Here is a 22702-nt window from a genome sequence, read left to right on the forward strand (position 1 = left end):
TGTTGAATAAAAGAGAATACGTTCATAAAATTTTATCTTAAGAAGATTTGCTACGCTTAAAAATCCACGTTCCTTTTACCATCTTCCTGTTGCACCACCACCACCTGATGATCCACCATCACCCCTAAATCCCCCTCCACCTCGAGGACCACCGAACCTTCCACCAGGATATCTGCCACCGGCACTTAAGTTAAGAAACCAAGGTGTGAAGATGATCCCCAGCCAGAGATACTTTTGTGGACCCACTTTTTTACCAAAAATCATTGCAAGAATGGGCAAACCAACGACTATAAAGAGAATGAGAAACATAATTGCATTGATTACCATTTCTTCTTTTTCAGCTTGTTTACGTTGTTCTTCAACGATTTTAGCTTTTTCTTTGATGCGAAAAGTAAAATCAGAATCACTTTCTGTAATAACTTTGATAATTGCATCAACTGCTTCAGCAATTCCTTTTTGATAATTTCCTTCGCGAAAATTAGGAATCATGAAGCTATTAATAATGACAGAGGAAAGAGCATCTGTTAGCTCTCCTTCCAAACCATATCCAACTTCGATACGTGCTGTGCGTTCATTCGGTGCAATGACCAGTAATACACCATTATTGATCTTCTTTTGGCCTAATCCCCATGTACGAAAAAGAGAATTGCTGTACGTTTCTATATCGTTGCCCGAAAGAGTAGGGAGTGTTACAAGAACAATTTGATCTCCCGTTTTCTCTTCGAGTGCTGCCAGTTTTTTTGTCAAGTCTTCCTTGGTTGCATTATCGAGCAAATGAGCCACATCATTAACATAACCTGTTAAATGAGGAAATTTTATTTGCGAACAAGCGATACTTCCCAATGCAGCAACTAAATACAGAGAGCAGATAAAAGCCCATAATTGTGGAAATACAATACGTTGCAAAGAGTATCGAAATGATTTCATTAATTAAAATTAACCTTTGGTGTTTGTTGGCTATCAGTATCGATGGTAAAAGTTGGCATAGGTTTAGCATCGCGAAACCATAATTTTGCCCAAATCATCGTCGGCATTGTTTTGAGTGCAGTATTGTAGGCACGTACTGTTTCAATATAATCGCGGCGCGCAACGGAAATACGGTTTTCTGTTCCTTCTAATTGTGATTGAAGAGCAAGAAAGTTCTGGTTTGCTTTAAGATCCGGATAGTTTTCAACAACAGCCATAAGTCGCGAAAGTGCACTTGATAAATTTGCTTGATTTTTGAGATATTGCTGCATAACTTCTGGATTATTCAACATATCTGCATTAATGTTGACTTGCGTTGCTTTAGCACGTGCTTCAATTACATTTGTGAAAACGCTTTGTTCATGAGCTGCGTAAGCTTTAACTGTTTCTACAAGATTGGGGATGAGATCTGTACGACGTTGATATTGATTGAGCACTTCACTCCATGCTGCATGTGCTTTTTCTTCATTTGTTGGTATCGTATTAAATCCGCACCCACTTAAAAATGGCACTAACCATGCCAAAAGAATCACGATTGGAAATTTTTTTAATATTTTAAACATTGAAGAAGTTTGTACATTTAACATAAAGATGTCTCCACAGATATTTTATGTATTATATAGGGTTTATTTTCTTGGTGGAAAGTATTTTGAACTTTATAAACAGGCGTATTTATCAATAAATTGATATCTCTCTGCGTTTTAGGTACGCTTAAGTGACTTGTTGATGTTAAAATAATAATAGTAATATAGATGTCATCTTATAAAAGATCAATAATATTTATATCAATTATTATTACAGAAAAATATATTATTTTCGTAGGAGTTTTGGGTTTCGCAACGTGCAGATAACAATTGGAAAAGAGAAAAATGTAAGTATCAATCTTATGGAAAGATAGAAGGTCAGGGCAGTTCTTATTTTCCTCCTTTAGAAGTTATGTTTAATACATTGGATAAAAAGGCTTTTTTATTATGTATGGTAGTAATTGAGAAGGAGGGTGAAAGTCCTATGATAGAAAGTGTTCAGCGGCAAAGTGAAAAGTTTGATGGATTGGCTAATGATTATGATCGTTATCGTCCTCGCTATCCCCTTACTTTATTTAAAACCATGCTCCATCCTTTTAAGAACAAAAAGCATTTGTCCATTGTGGATGTGGGTGCTGGGACAGGCATCGCATTAGAGGGAATTGTTAAATTTTTAGGAAATGAGCACCAATATCATGCTATCGATGTATCGGCAGATATGATTAAGCAGGGGCGAAAAAAATTTCCTACGGTGCAGTGGTATCAGGGCCGTGCCGAAGACCTATTGCCTCAAATTGGCGAGGTTGATCTTGTCATTGCAGCGCAAGCGTTTCAGTGGATGGATCGTCCCAAGTTGCTTCGTTCTGTTTCAGATCAACTTCGAGTCAATGGTGTCATGGCGGTTATTCAAAATAATCGTGATTTCAAGCATAGCGAATTTCTAGAGGCTTATGAGACATTGTTAGAGAAAATGAGTCCGAATTATTCCCGTTATTATCGTAATTTTGATTTTTTACAGGAAATGACTGATGGCTTTGGGGTAGATCCAGAAAAGATTTTTTTTCATACGCACAATTGGACGATGATGATCCCATCTGAAGCTTTTATTGGAATGAGCCGCTCTTCAACGCAAGCGCAACGCGCTATTGCTTGCTATGGGGAAGAATATTTGCGGCAATTGGTCGCATTGATAAAGAAATATGAAGTGCAAGGCAATTTGGAGCTTTTGTATCGAAGTGAGCTCTATATGTATGCAGGATAATCCGATATCGATGATTGCTTTTGCTCTTTTAGCACATCAGAGTGGGCGGTATTCAGGAAATTAACGCCTTATTAAGGCAGACTTTGAGGGCGAAAGTTTTTTTCTTCAGCATTCACATTGACATCTTATTACCGCTGATTTTCATTGTTCACTTGATATGAGAGAGTTTAAATAGAAAATTTATGCAGTGCATTATAGTATCGAAGCGCTTTTTTTACTGCAGTTTAACAACAGATTATTTTATAAAATAAGAAGAGGTAGATTGAATAGAAATATTTGATAATTCTTTGTTTTTATGATTTTTTTTTGTTATTAAATGAGAGTGTTTTTAATAAATTTTGACAAAAACAACTGAAAAAGTACAAAAAATTATCATAATCAGAAATTTGTAGTAAAAAAGGTAATGGCTTGGAAGCACCTTTAAAAAACAACTCATTTTGAAATTATCTCTAAATTCAGATTCAATATAACAAAAAAGTAAAATATAAATATGCTATATGAAGCATTTCTCTGTTTAAAAGATATAATATAAAACAATATATTAATTATTTTTTTTGATATAAGAAAACTTCTTTTATTTTCTATTTTAAATAACGGGTTAGGCCGATTCTTATGTGGTTTTATTGAAGATGTGTTTTTCAAGGTTTAATCTGGCGCTTTAAATACAATTTTAGAAGTCGCAAATAAGCTCAATTTCTTCTCTGTTGTGATGTGTTGAATAAGTTTTTTAATTTTCTATAGAGTTTGATTTTTGCAATCATGATAGATTGTGACAGCTATCTATTTAAGGTTTTTATAAGTTTAGTAAGAATAGCTTGATAATAAATCCATTGATTTTTTCATCTTTACGCTTCATAAAAGAATAAGCCTGCACCATCCACACTTTCATCTCCCAATGTTGCGACAGCCCTTGACACGGTTCATAAGAGGAGTTTTTAGTCCTTTTTTACAGTTTTATCCATACGCCAATCTCGCTTATTACGTGCAAGCGAATGGTTTTGATTTATTCAACATACACAGATTTGGAATGAGAGAGTTTTAAGATATTCAGCTCTCTCATTTAATATGAAGCATGCTAGATTATGATTATAAATTAAAGCTTTATCTATTTTTGAAATCCATGACTTGGTTGTGTTTGTCAATATTTCATTTTCATTTATCGTAAACTATTCTACTTTTGGATAATAACTCCATTGTAAGGAATACCTTTAAGAAAGCATTCTCGCTTTAAAGAGTCGTTATAGTTTTTTTTGTTTTATAGAAGGATCAATAATGCTAAACGTTATACTTTGATAAAAAAAGAAAGTAAATTATGACTATTATACTGAAACCGAGCGAGGTGACGCTTAGTGAGCTTGCAGCTATTTATTTTAATGGTGAAGTGAGTAAACTTCATAATGACACGCATTTAGCTATCGAGAAAGGGGCTCAGCGCATTGCTGAAATTGCTGCTGGAAGTGAGCCTGTGTACGGTATTAATACTGGTTTTGGGAAGTTGGCTTCCATTAAAATTGATGCGGACGATGTCGCTGTTTTACAGAGAAACCTTATTTTGTCCCATTGTTGTGGGGTAGGAGAGCCTTTAGCTGAAAATATTGTGCGTTTGATAATGAGCTTAAAGCTTATCTCTTTAGGAAGAGGGGCTTCAGGAGTTCGTCTAGAATTGGTAAATTTGCTGGAAAATATGCTTGCAAAGGGCGTCATTCCTGTCATCCCTGAAAAAGGGTCTGTTGGTGCTTCAGGTGATCTAGCTCCACTTGCTCACATGGCGGCTGTTATGATGGGAGAAGGGGAAGCATTTTTTCAAAATATTCGTATGAGTGGGGCGGTTGCATTAGAGAAAGCGGGATTGTCCCCTATTATTTTAGAGGCAAAGGAAGGTCTAGCTCTTATTAATGGGACTCAAACATCAACAGCCCTTGCACTTGCTGGTCTTTTTCGAGGTTATCGGGCATTGTGTGGTGGATTGTTGGCAGGGGCTTTGACGACAGATGCTATCATGGGATCAACGGCGCCATTTCATCCTGATATCCATATTTTACGAGGACATTATGGGCAGATTGCTGTATCGAAAACATTAGAAAAGCTTGTAGAGGATTCAGAAATTCGTGCAGCACATTTACGGGGGGATGAGCGTGTACAAGATCCTTATTGTATACGTTGCCAGCCACAGGTTATGGGGGCATGTTTTGATATTTTGCTGGCAGCAGCAAAAACACTGATTATTGAAGCAAATGCTGTTACAGATAATCCATTGATTTTAAGGAATGGTGAAGTTGTATCAGGTGGGAATTTTCATGCTGAACCTGTAGCGTTTGCCGCTGATCAGATTGCTCTTGCTTTATGTGAAATAGGATCTATTTCTCAACGGCGTATTGCTCTTATGGTTGATCCAGCAGTTTCTTATGGACTTCCAGCTTTTTTAGCGCATAATGCGGGTCTTAATTCAGGTTTTATGATTGCTGAAGTAACAGCGGCAGCTTTGATGTCTGAAAATAAGCAAATGGCCCATCCTGCTTCCGTTGATTCAACCCCAACTTCTGCCAATCAAGAAGATCATGTTTCAATGGCTTGCCATGGAGCGCGTCGGTTATTGGTAATGAGCGAAAATCTTTTTACACTTATTGGCATTGAAACGCTTGTTGCAGCACAAGGAATTGAATATCGTGCACCTTTAAAAACAAGTACTTTTTTGCAATCTGTTATGGAATGTCTACGAAAAAATGTTGCTTCTCTTAAGGAAGATCGCTATCTGGCTCCAGATCTTCATCAAGCACATATACTTGTGCGTGAAGGGCACTTATTATCTGTTTTACCAGAAACAATTTTTCCTTCATTAAGTTTTCAATAGTATTTGTTTGAAGGTCAATGCTGAAGGGCGGATATTGAATTTTAAAACTTCCTCATATGAAAATATAGAGGAGCGATACAATATTTGAATTATTTAATAAATCATATATTTATTACTGTATATATCTGATTTTTGTAGTTAACTAGATATTATGTTATTTTATAGAAACTATAAACTTAAAGCACCTATATTTTCTGATTTATATCAGAAATTTTAATATAAGTTAAATAATATCCACGAATTATATATTCGTGATATTATATTTCTATAAATATAAATTATAATATATGTATTGTATCAAGTAAAAATAAAAGTTTTATTTTATATTATTCTTATTTGTTAATACTTTATGAATTTTATAGTTTATTTTTGATATTTAAAATAAAAAAGGAGAAAGGAATGTTTAAAAGTGCTAAATTATGTGTTTCAATAACAGTTCTTTTTTTCTCTCAAATTCTTGAGATTCATGCAAATTTTAGGAGAGGTAGCTTTCCAGAGGAAGTTTTCATTATGATAGTGGCCCAAGAGAAAGAGCCTCTTATTTCAGCGAAAAACAAAGATTTTATTGCTATATCAGGGCAAATTCCCAGAGGTAAGGAGAACGCTATCATCGGACCAACAATCAAAGATGCTCTTTTTACCGTATATTTTTTTTTCATTGGAAAGCTTGTCGTTAAGGCAGCTGGAGTCCTTAAAAGATGGGTTGTAGATACACTTTCTCATACTTTTGAAAACTTGCGAGATTCGTATTATCATTAATTGAGCTATTCAATTGGCGTAAAAAGTTTTTTTATAAGCTCAAAGAGAGTTGGCTTAAAGTAACAAAAAATTAATTGTATGCATAGTTAATGTGTTTGTTATGAATTTTTAGGCTTCTATTTCAGTGCACTGAAATAGAAGCCTAAAAGTTTAGATTACATTAAGGTTAATTTTCTCTGTAAAAAACTAGAGAATACGAAATGAATTAAATGACAATTATGAAAAAATTCATTATCACTTTATTTGAATAAAATAATACGAAATTGTAGGCTATAAAAGCTGAATAATTCGCAATAAAAGTATTTTTTCATTGTTTAGAGCAAAGTGTTGGACTGGCTGGTCTTCGATGTTTTTTGAAATATATTTGTGAAAGAAACATGAGGCTTTATTTCTCATAGAGCTGTTATCGTGGTGTGGATTGTCAGCATTTCAAAAAGTAAGGAAAGAAATGGCAATAAATGAACTGAAAAGAGGGATGAGTAAGCGCCAAGTTATTTTTTTAGCTCTTGGTTCTGCTATTGGAACAGGTCTTTTTTATGGGTCTGCACAGGCAATTAAGCTTGCGGGTCCCAGTGTTTTGATTGCCTATTGTATTGCTGGTTTAGCTATTTTTATGGTTATGCGGGCTCTAGGAGAGATGATACTTCATAATCCATTGCCTGGTTCTTTTGCTCGTTATGCGGCAAATTACATATCACCATTAGCAGGTTTTTTAACGGGATGGACATATGTATTTGAGATGATTCTTGTTGGTTTGGCTGATATTACAGCTTTTGCGACTTATATGGGGTTTTGGTATCCTGATGTTGCTCCTTGGGTATGGGCACTGAGTATTACATTAATCATCACAGGTATTAATTTAGCGGCTGTAGAAGTCTATGGTGAACTAGAGTTTTGGCTATCTTCTATTAAAGTTATCGCTATCATTGCGATGATTATTTTAGGAATAGCAATTATTTTTTGGGGGTGGGGTGAAGGTGCAGATTTTTCTACCGTTACTGTTCATAATTTATGGAAAAATGGTGGACTTTTTCCCAATGGTTGGTTTGGTTTTTTAGCTTGCTTTAGTGTTGTTGTTTTTGCTTTTGGTGGCATAGAAATCATTGGCATGGCAGTTATGGAAGTTCAAAACCCTCATCAAACGATTTCAAAGGCAATTAATTCTACTCCAGTTCGTATTTTGCTTTTTTACGTCATGACGTTAGCTATTTTAATGTCTCTTTATCCTTGGAATGAGATTGGTCTCATGGATAGCCCTTTTGTATCCATTTTTGAAAATCTTGGGATTTCATATGCAGCAAATATTTTAAATATTGTTGTTGTTACAGCGGCTATTTCAGCAATGAATAGTGGAATGTATGGTGCTTGTCGTATGATCCATGGTTTATCGCAGGAAGGTTATGCTTTAAAAAAGTTTCAATATTTATCAAAAAACGGTATACCAGTTTTTGTTATTTTGATGATCTTCGGTATTTTTCTTCTTGGTGCTGTCCTTAATTATTTTTATCATGAAAAGCTTTTTTTTCTTATTGCTGCAATGGCAACATTTGCGACAGTTTTTGTTTGGATGATGATTCTACTTTCACAATTTTTTATGCGAATTAAGATGCCTAAAGAAGCTCAGAATGGTTTAAAATTTCCCATTCCATTTTGGCCAATAGGATCGATTTTTTCTATTTTATTTATGGTTTTTATTTTTATTCTCCTATGGTATTTTGATGAGACACGACCAGTTTTAATTATAGGTGTTATTTGGATTGCTTGGCTTGTTATTTGTTTCTATGCACTTAAACTTTATAATTTTAAGCAAAAGAAGCTGAATAAAATGTGAATAGAGAAAAAACTCAAAACAAATAGCTGATGTCATCAGGAGAACAGGTGTTTGATTGTTTTCTCTAAAGGTTAGAACAATCTAGATTGAAAAAATCTGCTCGTTATTATTTTGCTTTGGAAGTTTTTGTGAGCCATTGTTTACGGTAACGACAAAATCATATAAATATTAGGCGTTTTTTTGATGGTGAGCTGTGCCATCAATATAAGTCTTTCAGGTTAAAATGCCTAACAGTGCAAATAGATTTTACCAGATACATGATTATAGGCAGATATCTTTTTCTAAACGTATTAATGAAGTTCTGTTTCACGAAAGAAGTTATTGTAAGAATTGTTTTTTAGCTCTTTAAAAAATTGGTTGTTTAAATTTTGTTGTTTAGAAAATTACTATTGCTTTTAGAAGCGAAGATAAAGTTCTTTATGTATTTTTTCTCAAAGAGGATTGGCGTTGGTAGAAAATAGTGGATAACAAAGTTACATGAGGCATTGTATCATTGTTTTTACAAAAACTTTAATAAACAGCAGCAAGGTATTACAATAAAATCTCATAGAAGAGTAAATTAAAGAGAACAATGAACGTGTGACAGTTTTACGATTCTTATTGCTCTCACAAGAGGAAGGATCAAACTTATTTTTTTAATATTGATACAAGAGTAATTTTTATCACAAGTGGAGGCGGACAAAATGCACTCCGCAACTGTATTTCGGTGCAAAATTATTCGATATTACCATAAAAGGCGCTCAAGAACACTACAACCAGCAAAAAAATCATCGGAAAGTGGCTTTTTACACGAGAAATCTTCCAATAGCTCTGAACACACACAACAACAATTCTCTCTATCCTTGAGGCAACAGGCAATGTTGATATGGATGTACAATGAGATGCTACGATTATTGCTTCTCATCTGATTTCTGGTCAAGATATCAATGTAATGGGGGAAAGTATGACGATTGTTGGCATGACAGACCATCATAGCAGCCATTCACAGACGCATGAAACAGGTTTTGATGGGAATAAATTTGACTTTGTAAGCAGAATTATTGGCGGTAATGGCTATACCTACGAAACGATACCTGCTGGCAGTAACGTTTGGATAGAATGGTAGAGAGTGGCTACAAATCCCATAAATCCCCATACCTGTCTTGGAGATGCGGGTCCAAAATGCCAAAAATTTTATGGCACATCTCATTTAGAACAAAAGCCTTGAATTAGATCATGGAGTAAAAAATGAAACACATCGTAAAATTATTAAGTGCTGTAACTTTGTTAAGTATAGCTGGATGTCAGTTTAATAAGCCTCCTTCAGGATATTTGACTGCTTGGGAAAAACCAGGAGCAGATTTTACAGAGATAGGAAAAGGCTTGTTAGAATGTGGTATGCCAACTCCTTATGATGTCGATCCAGAAAACAGAAAGCAGAGCATCAATGCAAAAGCAACAACTTATGCTTGCATGCTTCAATCAGGTTTCCGCTATAAAGATGAAGAGGTAGCAAGAGCGGGTGGACCATGTTATACTTTTAGAGCCGAAAACTTGCCGATTTGTCGTTCAGGCGCTGTCATCCCGAGGCGCAGTGTCAAGAAGCGCTTGAACAGCCCTTTTTGTAAAAAATATAAAAATGCACCTGAATGCAAACCTTAAGTCTTGCTGTTTGTGACGATCACAATCCCTACCTTCATGTTTCTCATACCCGTACGCGGGGGGCTTAATTCAGCATGTCAATGCTATTTATTTATGGGTACCACAACTGTTGGCGCAATAATATGAAATATCTATTTTGGTTATAATCAAAATATTGATAATAATTATAAGCATATCGTTGATAGATAGATGATTTTAGTAATAATTTTACCGTATTTTTGATATAATAATTATGGCATAATCTTCGGAAAGATAAAAATAATATAGGTTGATAATGTTCATCATTGTTTTGGAAATAAAAAACAGCATGTAAAATAATTTATAGATTGTTTCGTAATCTCAAAATTACTCAAGGATAGGAAAATGAAGCAGATTTTAAAATTATTAAGCGGGATAACCTTATTTGTTATGGCTGGATGCTACCCTGAGCAGCCTTCTCGAACAGCTGTAGATGCATGGGAAAAATCAGGTGCTGATCAGCTTGAGATCAAAAAAGCTCTGTTAGAATGTGGAATACAGCATCTTGATGGTCGTCTTGATACAGAAACAAGTACTGATGAGAAATTCAATGCTGAGGAGTCTGTGAATGCATGTATGATCCAAGCAGGTTTCCAAGATAAATTGGGAAGAATGAAGTGGTGTGAGAAATATAAAAATCTTCCAATTTGTCAGCCTGATGCAGTTATTCCTCAGCGAAGTGTCGAGAGGCGTTTGAATAGTCCTCATTGTGAAGAGCATAAAGAACAACCTGAATGTCAACCTTAAGTATTGAGGCTGCTGTAATCAAAAATCCTTCCATTCTTGTTTTTGCATGGGGGGTGGGATTGTTTCTTCAATATCTATATGCTAACAAAAGTCATCTTGCGTGTGAGTAAATATTAGAAGACTTATCAGTCTTTCTATCGTAAATATTGACGGAGGGGGAAATGAAAAAAACATTGAAATTATTGAGTGCTATAATTTTATTAAGCTCTGCTGGGTGTATTAGCAAACCTCCCCCATCGACGTTAGAATTATGGGAAAAGTTTGGTGTCAGTAAGTCTATGGTCCAACAAGCACTGTCAAAATGTGGTTGGAAACCAATCTACGCTTCTTCTGAAAATATGGATTCTCGTGCAAGTGATTTTGCAGCAGTTTATGAGTGCATGACTAAAGCAGGTTATCGGTACAAATTACAAGATTCAAAGGGAATCTATTTTTCATCAACGCCGCGAAGTGATTCATTTTTAGTCAATTTAATGGTAGCAGGGTATCAGCAGGTTATGGACAATGATACTTTTGGTGTAACCAATTCGACACAACAAGAGCGAAATTTGATGTTACGTTTTGAAAATGATAAAAAGCGCCAGAAAATAAAAAAAGCTTTGCACAAGTGATCATCAACAGTAGAACGTTAATTTTTAAAGCAATAATTAAATAAAAATATTAAACGGGAGAAGAGAGAAATATAGCTCTTTTGTCTCTAATGTAGTTATATTCATCAGCTACGAGATTGGCAATAGTGTTGTTGTCAGATGATGCTAGCGGAGGATAGTGAGTTGTTGTTTAGAGAAATTTATTCAATATAAAGAATGGCAAATAATAGCTTTGCTAAAATATCTTCTTTAACGATAATAAACAGATAGCTTTCATAGAGCTAATTTTGATGAAATTTTATTTTGGTGTTTTTTAAGTTCAGAATGGTGAGTGTTTTACTGTATTTTAGATTTTATCAAAAGATCTAAAATATTACATTTATTAATTCAAATCATTGATGATAGGGTATTAGGAGAAGTTTTTTATTTATTCAAATTTCTTTGTTAGATATCTAGCATTTTTAATATAGAAATTGTGTACATTAGCTTATACATTAGTGTGCAATTTCTTGTTTTTTTGTTGTAGTTGAAGAGATGATGCGGTTATAGATTTCGTATACTGTATCTTTTTGTTCTGTGTTTTATTAAAACGTTTTAATCGTTTAATCTTAAAAGTTATTCTCATTTTGTTGTATTTTTATTTTTTGGTGGTGAGATAAATTGAATATTATATCTCTTCAAAATTCGCATTTTTTTACGTTTTTTTAAGATTGGTTTTTTGGCCTTTTGTAATTACAGTTTCCAGCGGTTTTTGAGATGCATTCTTTAAAGGGATTTTCATCCTAAATGGTATTTTTAAACTTTTTGTTCTTTCTTTACATAAAACACAAAACATATTATTGAATGCTATGATTTTATCATAAAAAATAAAATAATTTTGTTTGTTTTATTCTTGTTGTGTTTAATTTGTGGTTTATTTTTTTGCCAGCATTTTTTGTTTTTGTTGAAAAAAGAAAGTTTTGAAAAACAATGATAATCAAGGTATCTAACAATCACTTGTATTCGTGCGTTTTTACAGCAGCTATTTTTTCTTTTTTGTTAAATATAAATATTGAGGCACATTCTCATTCATATACATCACTGTCATGTGACAAAAACAAATTACCTTATGAATGCAGTGATGGTTCAAAGCATACAATTAGTGATAAAGTATATAAATTCACGGCGCCTGTTAAAGAAACGAATGGGGAGGGTCGTTCTCTCATGTTACCTGCTGCTATAGTAGTGCAGGAGCCAAATACAGTTATTCAGGCAACGCGTGTAGAGGTTGAAGGGACTGCGGGTATAGAAGATATTTATGGTGTTTTTGTATCACGAGGGGGAAAAATTGTTTTGAGCGATTCAGCTTTTAAAAATGTATCAATAGGTCTTAAAGCTGATAATGGAATGATTGAGGTTGATCGTGGAACAATTGAGGCTTTTCAGATTGCTGCTTATGCAGAGAAGCGAGGAGCATCTGTTACGTTAACGAATACAAAAATTAAAGTGGAAGGTTTGGGTATCGGTCAAGAGAGTGCTCTTTTCGTTAGTGCTGATGCGGGTATTCAGATGAAAAGTGGATTTATTGATGTGAATGATGCTGCTGCGCTTTATGTGGGGAGGGGGGGGAGTGCGACTTTAGATGGTGTTACCATTGCTTCAAAATATCAAAAAACAGAAGACAAAGAAAATACAAATGAAAAAATTACACATACAGTTTTCAATGTAAAACATCAGGGTTCTGTTTATGTAAAAAATACGAATATTATTTCTACGGATGTTCATGTTTTAACAGTTGGACAAGATTCTAACACGCCATCCAATAACGGCAGGGAAGGAAATATTTTAATTTCGCGGGTTAATATTGAAGATTCAACAATTAAAGCAATAGGTAACAAACATGGTATGTATTTTGAGAGGGATGAGGAAAATGATGCGTATGAACAGGGGCTTGTCTTTTTGAAAAGGACGATTTTTGAGGTTCCAGATGGGACAGCTGTTCATAGTCATAACAGTCGTATTTATATTGGAGTAACAGAAGGTACAAAAATTTTTGGTGACTTATTATTAACAGCTGAAAAAGGGGGAAGTGTAGCGATTTTGGCTAATTCTTCTTCATTGATAGGAGGGACTCGTGTTGCCGATGATTCTATTGCTGAGCTTTATTTAACAGGGGGATCAAAATGGTTTTTGACAAAAAGAAGAGAGATCGATTTGCAAGTTGCAAACCGTACAAGTTCGTCTATTTCATTTGTGAAAGTTTCTGATAGTTTTATTGCTTTTGAGACTCCAATGTTTCAGGAGTATCAGACACTTCATATTGGGAAGGGAGAAAAAGAAGTTTATAGTGCGCAAGATAGGGCAGATATTTATCTCAATACGCATCTCAGTAGTGATGGTTTGCTCGATAATACAAAAACTGATCGGCTTTTAATACATGGTGATGTTTCTGGAAAAACAACAGTTTATGTGCAATTTGTTGCAGAAAATCAGGGTGAGATAGCAACCGGTGAAAATGCTCATAGTATTTCACTTATTCAGGTTTCTGGAAAAGCGGCAGAGGATTCTTTTCAGTTAAATCGTGCTTATATCGCATTAGAGGGTTTGCCTTACCAATATTATCTTCATGCTTATGGTCCAGCTTCTGCTCTTGGAAATGCACAAACTTCTCAAAGATTGGTTGAAGGAGATGGAGATTTTTGGGATTTCCGCCTTGAAAGTAAATATATTCAGCCTGCTTTAGAGGTGTCTGCTATTCCCCCTTCTGAGTTAAAGGTCAGAGAGGTTGTTCCACAAGTTCCGACCTATCTTTTGTTACCAAATGCGTTGTTTCATGTTGGGCTCATGGATATTAGTCATCAACAAAAGCAGTTGCAAGTTAGGCGGTCTATTCCTCGTAAATTATTAAAAGTTGAAGGGAACTTTGCTTTATCTGTCCACGGTTATGGTGGGAGTTATCGTTATGTCTCAGATCTTTCTACACTTAAATATGGGTACGATGGTCATGTTGATTATAACGCTATAAAAACAGATCTTTTGCTTAAAACGGTAGAGAGTGCACATAATACGACATCTTTTGGGATTATGGGAACCTATGGAAAACTTTCCTTACAACCTCATAATGTGGAACAAAGTCAAAAGAGTACATTTAATAAATGGTCATTTACGGCATATGCTAGTGTGAAACATTACACTGATTTTTACGTAGACGGTCTTTTATCTTATGGTTTGTTTAAAGGGGATGTGCTTACCTATGCTTGGGGTAAGACGGCGACATTAAAAGCAAAACCTCTCAACGTTTCTTTTTCTGCTGGTAAAGTGTCTATGATAGGACGTGAAGGTCTTATTTTTGATCCGCAATTTCAGCTTATTTATCAACATCTTCAATTTGATAAGTTTCGTGATATTGACGGATTTGATGTTGAGATGAAAAAAATAGATCAATGGTTTATGCGTGTTGGTGGGCGTTTAAGTAAAACATTTACAGCCTCTGAAAAGGATCGTATCATTTCTTTTTATGGCACTATTCATCTTGCTCATTGTTTTGATAAAGAACAATTTGTTCATTTTAAAGATGTTTTTCAGTTGAGTTCTTTTGGTTCTTCCTTAGAAGTTGGCTTGGGTGTCAATTCACAGTTTTCTTCTAAAGTTACACTTCACAGTGATCTTAGCTATCAGCATAGGTTAACCAAGGCTGGTTTTTCTGGAGTTCGTTTTTCTGGTGGATTGCGCTATCATTTTTAAGCAATCTTTTTAAAAATAATAAATGTGATTTTCGAAGTCTTGTTCTACTATCGGAATTAAAACCATTGTTTGTGCAGAATTTTTTAATAATGGTACCATGTGCTTTAATAAATATGAAAATATCATGTTGATTTATTTTTATCTACTATAGCATTTCTCAAATGTTTTAAAAAATTTGTCCATCTGATAAACAGATTAAAATGAGAAAATCCTACAATATCGGGGTTCTTATTCAATATGAATAAAGATAAATTATCATTATAAATCAATGTTTTGCCATATGATGCTTAAGGTGTCATCGAGCCATTTGTGGTAATTGCGTGCTTCTTCGTTTGAGTTATGAACAGAGAAAATAAAACCAGGATATCCACCAAATGCTGGTGGAGGTGGTGAAAGATGATTGGTTTCAAAGAAAATGATAGTTCTGGCGGTTTGAGGATGCTGTGCAACCTTATCTAGACCTAAAAATCCAGAAAACCGTCCATGACCACGAAGAGGAATAATATAATTTGCCGCCACTTTTTCAGCTGGGAGTATATCGGGAAGGTCTGGGGTTTGTTCAGCTAAAGCGGCATTCATACATAGTTTTGCAAATGAAATCCCTGTACCTTGCTCAACAATAAAATGGGAGACACCCGATCCACCTATACGAGCGCCAATCTCAATGATATAAGGTAAATTATGAGCATCTAGGCGTAGCTCTACATGGGCAGCACCTATATTTATACCAAGAGCTTTAACTCCAGAGCATGCAGCCTCACATAAAGCAATAATTAAAGGATCATCTATATCACAGCGTTGACGATAAATTGTTTCTTCAAACCATGGTCCCTCAGGCTGTCCCTTGTCTCCAATGGCCAGAACGTGTACACCTGCTGTATCAACAAAGCATTCTACGACAAACTCTTTTCCTGGCAAATACTGTTCTACGACTAAACCTACAGGTTTATTTTTATCATTAAAACGTGCCATGTCTTTATGCTGAACATTCCATACGGCTTTAATGAGATCAGGAAGTTCGGCGGAATTTTTAGCTAACATTACGCCTGTACTTGCCCATCCAGAGACGGGTTTAATAACGAGTGGATAATCCAAGGCTTGTGTTTGTGATAGGTCTTCTGGATGATCTATATAAAAGAATCCTGGTGTTCTTAAGCCTGCTTTAGCGAAAGCTTGACGCATGAGATATTTATTTCTGGTTAATGCTGCTACTTCTGGTTCAATACTTGGAGTATTGATTTTTTTTGCAGCCAAAGCTGTCCATAGGATGGCTTCTTCGCGAAGGGTCATAACCCCAGAAATATTGCGTTCTTTTGCTTCCGTTGCAAAAGTGTCTAGAGCTGCCTCTGGGTTATCAAAAACAGGAAGTTGCCAAGTTGAAGTTACTGCTGCGGGGTGTTGAGAGGGAACGCTTTCAGCGGTATCATAGATCATTACTAATTCGATATTAGCTGCTTGTGCTGCTTCAAATATAAATGGTAATTTTGCATTGCGCTGGCAAACTAACGCGAGTTTTTTCATTTTGTTTCCTCATTAAATTTGGAGTTTTGAGAATGGCGTTTATGTTGCCATGTAGATACCTTTGATGCATCTATAAATAAGAGTGTCATCCCTATAACAACTACAATCATAGCAATTATTTTGATCATATTGAGAGAAGGGCTCGAGCCGATTATCCATTCACATGCAATCACTGCAAAAGGGGATAATACGCCGATAGTGTTGGCGTATAATACGCCTCCTTCGGCTAAAACTTTTTGATATAATACGTAAACTGGTGCCGAGCAAACAGTTCCTAAAATCAATATTTTAAATATATCTTCTAACTTAAGATAGAAGAGTGGGGCAGGATCAAAAATAAATAATGGCATAAATGATGCTGCAGAAATTGTCGTGATCCAAGCCAGTGAGGTGAGCAAAGGTAGATTTTTAAGATAACGTTTAGACAATAAGCCATAAGCAGAATAAGAAAGTGCTGCTGTTAAGGCAAGCACTACTCCTATCAGGTTATAATATCCACCTTCTCCACTATTTATATTGAATACTACAGCTGCTACACTGACAATTATCACTCCACTAAGCTTCAGCCATGAGAATTTAAGGACATTTGTCAATGCACCTAATATATAAGTAATTCCTGGAATAGTAGCGAGCACCATGGTTAAATCACTGGCTTTGAGCGATTTTAATGCACCAAAGCTGCATACAAAATACAGCGAAAATCCTAACACTGAGAGAATTAAAAAAGAAGGTATCATGGAAAGCAATGGTAGGGATCTGAAAACAGCTTTCTCACGAAATATTGCAATCAGCCATAAGGTGGCAGCGGTGGCAAACAACCTAAGTCCAACCGCATGCATGACGGGTATATTGCTAACCAAATTCTTAGATAATAACCAACTTATGGAAAACAATGCTAGAATGGCAAAAGTAAATAATAATAATCGTCCTTTTATAAAACTCAATGATTTAATCCTCTAATCACTCGCTGTGCATAAGATGATGTTGAAAAATTAAATCGTGACTGTGAAGTTTGCGGCTTACCAAGATTATTTTGGATATAATCTTTAGCTCCTGCCAAATAAGCGTCATCATCTAATGCTTCAAGTGCTTCTATATCTGCTATCATCAATATTATTACTTTTTCAAGACGCTCCAAATCAAATTGAAGATAACCTTGATTTGTTTCAATCAATGCTTTGTTCCGCATCAATATTTCAAAAAGCAAGATCCCTGTACCAGCATCGAATGTCATATGCTGATCAGAATCTTTTGGATAACGAAATATGCGTTCTAATAGGATAAATTCAGTTATTTCTTTCCAAAATTTTGGATGATTTTGTAGCATAATACGCACTGTAATTAAATCAACTTTAGTTTCTTCTAGAAGACCTGTAAACCAATTTAATTTTATATACAGATTTTTATCCAATGGCCGCGGTCCGGTATGATGTGCATAGTCATGATAATAGCCCCACAAACAGCGAGCATCGTAAATGTCTTCTTTAGATAAGTTACGACTATGCAATTGACCGAACAGGAATTTACTATCTCGACCGAGTAAACGTTCAGCTTCCACAATTGTTTGCTTGTTGTAAATATCAAAGAATTTACTGAAAAAAAAACAAAGCAAATGCTTGCTTATCAATTTTTTGAGCAGCTGCTACAGATTCTGGGAATAGAACAATGCAATTGCCTTCTAAAAAACCTCTTGATGCTATTCCCATTTTTATACATTGAAAAGGTGATAGATAATTATTTGTATATTTTGAGGCGTCAGCAAGATAGGCCGTTTCATGACGATATCCTGTAACTAATTCCAGCCGGAATCCTTCTGGATCAGGTCCATTTGTTGCACGCATTGGAGCCAAGAAAAACAAGGGAGCATCTGGTAATGGGGCTTTGAAAGCAGCCAAAGTATTATCAAATTTAGGAGGGGTCGTTAAACCGCTGATTATCCACTGAAGAAGATCATCAGAAATGGTCGCTAAAAGTTTTGGAGATAATCCGTCAAGAATATTGGCATGGTGGTTCAGCAGAGTGATCAATTCATTGATCATATTATTATCTGCTGAAGTTGGTTCTTTAATGCTCCCATTTCGTTCTTGGCGCATACGGAATTTGTCAGCTAAGTTAACAATGGAAAGAAGCACTTCAGATTTTTTCATGATTAGTTGACTTTAGTGAGTGGAGCAAAAAGGCCATTGGCATTTGTTCAAAATTTTCGATAATATTCAGCTTATAGCGATTTGCCGCAACCGATGTTGTGATACAAGCATCTGCTTTTTCAGCCTTACAAAGAACGGCTGCATCAGCATTGCTGTTGGCAAATACTTTGTCATATTGATGAGCTACCAGAGATTGTGGGGCAGGATGAGTCGCTACGGTTTTAATTTCATCAGCGTTATTGCGTTTAGCTAAAACCATAGAGTGAGTAGGCATGATAAAGCTGTCAAATAATTGCATATCACCTAAACGGGTAAATATGAGTGTATGCAAATCAGGGTAAGCAGCACAGCTTAAGAGATATCCATCCTTTTTCTGAGCAAGTTCATTAAATGCTTCTTCAAGAGTTGCGTATAAGATAATACGGGATCTCGAGTCAGTGGACAAAATATTTTGATTGTGATTATCAAGCCACACTGTGCTGCTGCTGCACAGTTAGTATCTGCAGGGCCAAGTGTATAGATAAAAGTATTATTTTCAGATTGCATGATCTCTATTCTTTTAATTATGCGACTAAATTTAAATTAGTGTGATATGATAGAGTATATCAAGAACAATGCGTTAAGTAATTTAGTGCTTTATAAAATAATGTATATATGAAAGAAAATTTACAATTATAATTTTGTCTGTTCATTATTCTATCATGCCGTAAAACAGCGTCGTTTAGGGGAGTAATTGAGCAGGAAAAATTCTATGCAGGGTATTTATTGGATATGTTAGAGAATTATTGGAATGGTTAAGCGAAGGTGAATGACACGTAAACCGCACTGCTCTATCATTTTTTGGATGAGCAGCGTTTTTGAATCTGTTCATATTGATAATACTATTATAGGTGAATAATAAGCAAATTGGTAAGGCGTGAACATCTTTGCCATAAAACTCAATATATTTAACTTCTTAATTAAGATAATACTTTTAGAAATTGTTTTACTATTATGATTGTATTAAATATATAAAAGGCAATCATCATTGTCTTGTTTGTAAAAGAAACATGAAATATAACTCTTAAGTTAGATTGAGATTGGCAAGATTTTTTTCTTCTTTGGAATCGTTAAGAAGGTCAGATTAAACCTTATTCAAGCTACAGAACCTAAAGAAACAGTCGTTTTTTTTGAAAAGATCAGAGGTAAACAAATATGCGTGAGATTTTGGATCATGTTGATATGCCATTGAATAAGAAGAGTTCTGTTCAAAAGGTTCAAAATCTTTCATGCCAATCACACCCAAAACGGTTTTATAAGCAAGTGAAGATCGCTTGTGAGGAGGCCGGCTTTACGATTTTGTTGGATGAACGTCCCGTAAAAACGCCCGCAAGGCGTCATTTTCATGTGCCAACAGAAGTGTTTGCTGAATATGTTGCTCAGGAATTTGAGAACCAAAAGCACGTTGTTGATCCTGCAAAAATGCCGATGACGCGTTTGGTTAATACTGTTATTGATGGTATCGCTGATGATATGCAGGTGGTTTTTGAAGATTTATTGCGTTTCGTTGCATGTGATATGATCTTTTATCGTGCACAGACACCTAAAGAGTTGGTGCAAAAACAATCTGAGCAATGGGATCCTTTATTAGATTGGGCAGAAAAAAAACTGGGTGCAAGGTTTTATTTGACAGAAGGGCTGATGCATGTGGAACAATCACCAGAAGCACTTCAAGCTGTGAGTCATTATTTACGTAGCGTTGAGTCTGCTTATATGCTTGCTGCACTTCATATGATGACAACATTAACGGGATCTGCTCTCATTGCTCTTGCTGTTGCTGCGGGAAACATTGATGCTGATCATGCTTGGTCTATTGCCCATTTAGATGAAGATTGGATGATGGAGCAATGGGGAACGGATAAAGAAACAATAGCACGCCGTTCTCATAAAAAAGTTGAATTTAATGCTGCTGCTACAATTGTTACAACTTGTTTATAGGGGAAAATCTTTTATTTACGTGCATTCTTTTCGCTCAGAGTATTTTTGTGACTTTTTGAGGATTGGTTTTTACTTTATCAAGTCCAGGAAATAGTTCATTGGTTATGGTTAAGAGCGCTTCGTCATTACCACGGATAAAATACCATTGGTTATCGTGAAGTAGGGCAATAATTTCAGTTTGAATAGAGCATTTTTTTCCAGCATTTGTTGTGGTTACAAGCTCCACGGGTATAACAAAATAAGGGGTACCATTATCAAGGGTACCTTCACGTTTTTGTTTTTGATCAATGTTGATCGTTTCAATCTTGTAACTTTCTGCCAACCGTTCTATTTGGCTTTTCATGATTTGTAGAAATTGCGATTGATTAAGATTTTTTTTGGCGGTTAAGCGGTTGATGACTTGGGGAGGAATAGCATTTAAGATGGCATTTGCATCGGCATTTTTAAGTGCTTTACTATAAGCAGATGTTGCTTTTTCAAGAGTTGTAAGTTTTTGGTTGGTTATTGTATGTGCTTTAGTTGTTGATGTGATAAAGACAATGCATAAAAGAACTGAAACGAGAAAACAAATTCGCGGCATTAGAAACCTTTGTTAATTCATTTGAAGAGATTCAACACATTATAAAGGAAAAGCGGATGAGCAAAAAGCCTCTTGCGCTTTTGCATGAGAAGAATATCCACAAAAATGGAAGCTTTTGCCTCCATTTTCAAAATCAAAAGAATGCGTATTGATTGTTTAAACAGAATAGTACATATCAAATTCAACAGGATGAGGTGTTGTTTCGTAGCGCAAGACTTCTTGCATCTTTACTTGAATGAAGGAATTAATCTGATCATCATCAAAAACGTCGCCAGCTTTAAGAAATCCACGATCTTTGTCAAGTGCTTCAAGCGCTTCACGCAGGCTTCCTGAAACAGTAGGGATTTCTTTAAGTTCCTTTAAGGGAAGATCATAAAGATCTTTATCCATAGCATGTCCGGGATGAATTTTGTTTTTGATACCGTCAAGACCAGCCATTAAAAGGGCTGCAAATGCCAAATAGGGATTTGCTGTTGGGTCTGGAAAACGAACTTCTACGCGTTTTGAATTTGGTGAGGAGCTCATAGGAATACGGCAAGATGCAGAACGATTACGTGCTGAATAGGCAAGAAGAACAGGAGCTTCATAACCAGGAACCAAACGTTTATAGGAGTTTGTGGATGGGTTGGTAAAAGCATTTATTGCTTTTGCGTGCTTAATAACACCACCGATAAAAAACAGACAGGTTTCTGATAGTCCAGCATATTCATTTCCTGCAAAAATGGGTTTGCCATCTTTCCAAATGGAAATGTGGACATGCATTCCAGAGCCGTTATCACCAAAAACTGGTTTTGGCATGAAGGTTGCTGTTTTCCCATAACTGTTTGCTATTTGATGTACAACATATTTAAAAATTTGCATCTTGTCAGCCTCGCGAACAAGTGTATCAAAACGAATACCCAATTCATGTTGGCCTGCTGCTACTTCGTGATGGTGTTTTTCGACCTGTACGCCCATATCCTTGAGTGCTGTGAGCATTTCAGAACGCATATCTTGGCAGGAATCAATCGGCGGAACAGGAAGGTAGCCTCCCTTTATTCGTGGGCGATGCCCTAGATTTCCTGTTTCATATTCCGTATCATCATTAGAGGGAAGTTCACTTGAATCGAGTTTAAACCCTGTGTTGTAAGGGTCCGTTTTATAGCGCACATCATCAAAGATAAAAAACTCTGCTTCTGGACCCACATTGATTGTATCTCCAATGTTTAAAGATTTCATATACACCTCAGCCCTTTTGGCGATAGAACGAGGATCTCTACGATAAAACTCACCAGAGACAGGATCAAGTACATCACAAAATATGACCAAAGTAGATTGAGCAAAAAAAGGATCAATATGTGCTGTTGCTGGATCTGGCATTAAAACCATGTCAGATTCATTAATTGTTTTCCAACCAGCAATTGAAGAACCATCAAACATGACACCATCACTAAAAGTATCCTCGCTGATCTCTGCGATATCCATTGTAATGTGATGCAATTTTCCTCGTGGATCAGTAAAACGTAAATCAACAAAACGGATTTCGTTGTCTGTAATCTGTTTGATAATATCTGATGCGGTTGTCAT

At 35.6% G+C, this 22702-nt stretch carries 19 protein-coding genes; 10 read left to right on the plus strand and 9 right to left on the minus strand.

Annotated elements, in window-relative coordinates; translation table 11 throughout:
- Window positions 1-75 precede the first annotated feature (75 nt).
- Complete coding sequence (locus tag ACFIMP_RS06205) at window positions 76-927, minus strand: TPM domain-containing protein (RefSeq protein ID WP_375686135.1); 852 nt, start codon at window positions 925-927, stop codon at window positions 76-78.
- Window positions 927-1553: a LemA family protein gene (locus tag ACFIMP_RS06210; protein WP_375613126.1), complete on the minus strand. Its 627-nt coding sequence runs from the start codon at window positions 1551-1553 to the stop codon at window positions 927-929. The genes ACFIMP_RS06205 and ACFIMP_RS06210 overlap by 1 nt, the downstream gene beginning before the upstream one ends.
- Window positions 1554-1974: 421 nt before the next feature.
- Here ACFIMP_RS06210 and ACFIMP_RS06215 point away from each other — a divergent pair, with 421 nt between their 5' ends.
- From ACFIMP_RS06215 to ACFIMP_RS06255, 9 genes are all read left to right on the plus strand, one after another.
- A complete protein-coding gene (locus tag ACFIMP_RS06215; RefSeq protein WP_375686136.1) occupies window positions 1975-2751 on the plus strand; it encodes a class I SAM-dependent methyltransferase in 777 nt (258 codons plus the stop codon).
- Window positions 2752-4063: 1312 nt separating this feature from the next.
- Complete coding sequence (gene hutH, locus ACFIMP_RS06220) at window positions 4064-5602, plus strand: histidine ammonia-lyase (protein WP_375629031.1); 1539 nt, start codon at window positions 4064-4066, stop codon at window positions 5600-5602.
- 399 nt (window positions 5603-6001) lie between these two features.
- A complete protein-coding gene (locus tag ACFIMP_RS06225; protein WP_375613125.1) occupies window positions 6002-6361 on the plus strand; it encodes a hypothetical protein in 360 nt (119 codons plus the stop codon).
- 448 nt (window positions 6362-6809) lie between these two features.
- Window positions 6810-8192 (plus strand): amino acid permease, encoded by a 1383-nt coding sequence (locus ACFIMP_RS06230; protein ID WP_375613124.1) that lies wholly within the window; start codon window positions 6810-6812, stop codon window positions 8190-8192.
- Between the two features lie 943 nt (window positions 8193-9135).
- On the plus strand, window positions 9136-9297 hold the full coding sequence (locus ACFIMP_RS06235; protein WP_375613123.1) for a hypothetical protein: 162 nt from the start codon (window positions 9136-9138) through the stop codon (window positions 9295-9297).
- A 122-nt stretch (window positions 9298-9419) separates the two neighbouring features.
- A complete protein-coding gene (locus ACFIMP_RS06240) occupies window positions 9420-9833 on the plus strand; it encodes a hypothetical protein (RefSeq protein ID WP_375613122.1) in 414 nt (137 codons plus the stop codon).
- Between the two features lie 363 nt (window positions 9834-10196).
- The gene (locus ACFIMP_RS06245) at window positions 10197-10598 is read left to right on the plus strand and encodes a hypothetical protein (RefSeq protein ID WP_375613121.1); all 402 of its coding nucleotides are present in this window, start codon (window positions 10197-10199) and stop codon (window positions 10596-10598) included.
- 161 nt (window positions 10599-10759) lie between these two features.
- The gene (locus ACFIMP_RS06250) at window positions 10760-11209 is read left to right on the plus strand and encodes a hypothetical protein (protein ID WP_375613120.1); all 450 of its coding nucleotides are present in this window, start codon (window positions 10760-10762) and stop codon (window positions 11207-11209) included.
- A gap of 948 nt (window positions 11210-12157) precedes the next feature.
- Window positions 12158-14911, plus strand: a complete 2754-nt coding sequence (locus ACFIMP_RS06255; RefSeq protein ID WP_375686137.1) for an autotransporter family protein — start codon at window positions 12158-12160, stop codon at window positions 14909-14911.
- Between the two features lie 258 nt (window positions 14912-15169).
- Here ACFIMP_RS06255 and ACFIMP_RS06260 read toward each other — a convergent pair whose 3' ends face one another.
- The 5 genes from ACFIMP_RS06260 to ACFIMP_RS06280 are packed head-to-tail and all read right to left on the minus strand — an operon-like array spanning window position 15170 to window position 19054.
- A complete protein-coding gene (locus ACFIMP_RS06260) occupies window positions 15170-16432 on the minus strand; it encodes an ATP-grasp domain-containing protein (RefSeq protein ID WP_375652849.1) in 1263 nt (420 codons plus the stop codon).
- Window positions 16429-17376 carry a DMT family transporter gene (locus ACFIMP_RS06265; RefSeq protein WP_375613117.1) on the minus strand — a complete coding sequence of 316 codons (948 nt, stop codon included), beginning with the start codon at window positions 17374-17376 and terminating at the stop codon, window positions 16429-16431. The genes ACFIMP_RS06260 and ACFIMP_RS06265 overlap by 4 nt, the downstream gene beginning before the upstream one ends.
- Entirely contained in the window at window positions 17373-17990 is a 618-nt protein-coding gene (locus ACFIMP_RS06270; RefSeq protein WP_375613116.1) for a DUF6421 family protein, read from the minus strand. Before ACFIMP_RS06270 ends, ACFIMP_RS06265 begins: the two co-directional genes overlap by 4 nt.
- Window positions 17991-18021: 31 nt before the next feature.
- Window positions 18022-18579 carry a hypothetical protein gene (locus ACFIMP_RS06275; protein ID WP_375613115.1) on the minus strand — a complete coding sequence of 186 codons (558 nt, stop codon included), beginning with the start codon at window positions 18577-18579 and terminating at the stop codon, window positions 18022-18024.
- Window positions 18566-19054: a prephenate dehydratase domain-containing protein gene (locus tag ACFIMP_RS06280; protein ID WP_375686138.1), complete on the minus strand. Its 489-nt coding sequence runs from the start codon at window positions 19052-19054 to the stop codon at window positions 18566-18568. The genes ACFIMP_RS06275 and ACFIMP_RS06280 overlap by 14 nt, the downstream gene beginning before the upstream one ends.
- 719 nt (window positions 19055-19773) lie before the next feature.
- Here ACFIMP_RS06280 and ACFIMP_RS06285 point away from each other — a divergent pair.
- Window positions 19774-20556 carry an ATP12 family chaperone protein gene (locus ACFIMP_RS06285; protein ID WP_375686139.1) on the plus strand — a complete coding sequence of 261 codons (783 nt, stop codon included), beginning with the start codon at window positions 19774-19776 and terminating at the stop codon, window positions 20554-20556.
- Window positions 20557-20590: 34 nt separating this feature from the next.
- Here the strand turns inward: ACFIMP_RS06285 and ACFIMP_RS06290 are convergent, their stop codons facing one another.
- Window positions 20591-21136 carry a hypothetical protein gene (locus ACFIMP_RS06290; protein WP_375611513.1) on the minus strand — a complete coding sequence of 182 codons (546 nt, stop codon included), beginning with the start codon at window positions 21134-21136 and terminating at the stop codon, window positions 20591-20593.
- 156 nt (window positions 21137-21292) lie between these two features.
- Window positions 21293-22702 carry a type I glutamate--ammonia ligase gene (glnA, locus tag ACFIMP_RS06295; protein WP_375611514.1) on the minus strand — a complete coding sequence of 470 codons (1410 nt, stop codon included), beginning with the start codon at window positions 22700-22702 and terminating at the stop codon, window positions 21293-21295.

The sequence above is a fragment of the Bartonella sp. AP65SXKL genome, from assembly GCF_042195725.1.
In the GTDB taxonomy this organism is placed as follows: domain Bacteria; phylum Pseudomonadota; class Alphaproteobacteria; order Rhizobiales; family Rhizobiaceae; genus Bartonella.

Bases quoted from the DNA above. Each gene is read 5' to 3' on its own strand.
- ACFIMP_RS06205 (WP_375686135.1), bottom strand. From the start codon at position 927: ATGAAATCATTTCGATACTCTTTGCAACGTATTGTATTTCCACAATTA.
- ACFIMP_RS06210 (WP_375613126.1), bottom strand. From the start codon at position 1,553: ATGTTAAATGTACAAACTTCTTCAATGTTTAAAATATTAAAAAAATTT.
- ACFIMP_RS06215 (WP_375686136.1), top strand. From the start codon at position 1,975: ATGATAGAAAGTGTTCAGCGGCAAAGTGAAAAGTTTGATGGATTGGCT.
- hutH (WP_375629031.1), top strand. From the start codon at position 4,064: ATGACTATTATACTGAAACCGAGCGAGGTGACGCTTAGTGAGCTTGCA.
- ACFIMP_RS06225 (WP_375613125.1), top strand. From the start codon at position 6,002: ATGTTTAAAAGTGCTAAATTATGTGTTTCAATAACAGTTCTTTTTTTC.
- ACFIMP_RS06230 (WP_375613124.1), top strand. From the start codon at position 6,810: ATGGCAATAAATGAACTGAAAAGAGGGATGAGTAAGCGCCAAGTTATT.
- ACFIMP_RS06235 (WP_375613123.1), top strand. From the start codon at position 9,136: ATGACGATTGTTGGCATGACAGACCATCATAGCAGCCATTCACAGACG.
- ACFIMP_RS06240 (WP_375613122.1), top strand. From the start codon at position 9,420: ATGAAACACATCGTAAAATTATTAAGTGCTGTAACTTTGTTAAGTATA.
- ACFIMP_RS06245 (WP_375613121.1), top strand. From the start codon at position 10,197: ATGAAGCAGATTTTAAAATTATTAAGCGGGATAACCTTATTTGTTATG.
- ACFIMP_RS06250 (WP_375613120.1), top strand. From the start codon at position 10,760: ATGAAAAAAACATTGAAATTATTGAGTGCTATAATTTTATTAAGCTCT.
- ACFIMP_RS06255 (WP_375686137.1), top strand. From the start codon at position 12,158: ATGATAATCAAGGTATCTAACAATCACTTGTATTCGTGCGTTTTTACA.
- ACFIMP_RS06260 (WP_375652849.1), bottom strand. From the start codon at position 16,432: ATGAAAAAACTCGCGTTAGTTTGCCAGCGCAATGCAAAATTACCATTT.
- ACFIMP_RS06275 (WP_375613115.1), bottom strand. From the start codon at position 18,579: ATGAAAAAATCTGAAGTGCTTCTTTCCATTGTTAACTTAGCTGACAAA.
- ACFIMP_RS06285 (WP_375686139.1), top strand. From the start codon at position 19,774: ATGCGTGAGATTTTGGATCATGTTGATATGCCATTGAATAAGAAGAGT.
- ACFIMP_RS06290 (WP_375611513.1), bottom strand. From the start codon at position 21,136: ATGCCGCGAATTTGTTTTCTCGTTTCAGTTCTTTTATGCATTGTCTTT.
- glnA (WP_375611514.1), bottom strand. From the start codon at position 22,702: ATGACAACCGCATCAGATATTATCAAACAGATTACAGACAACGAAATC.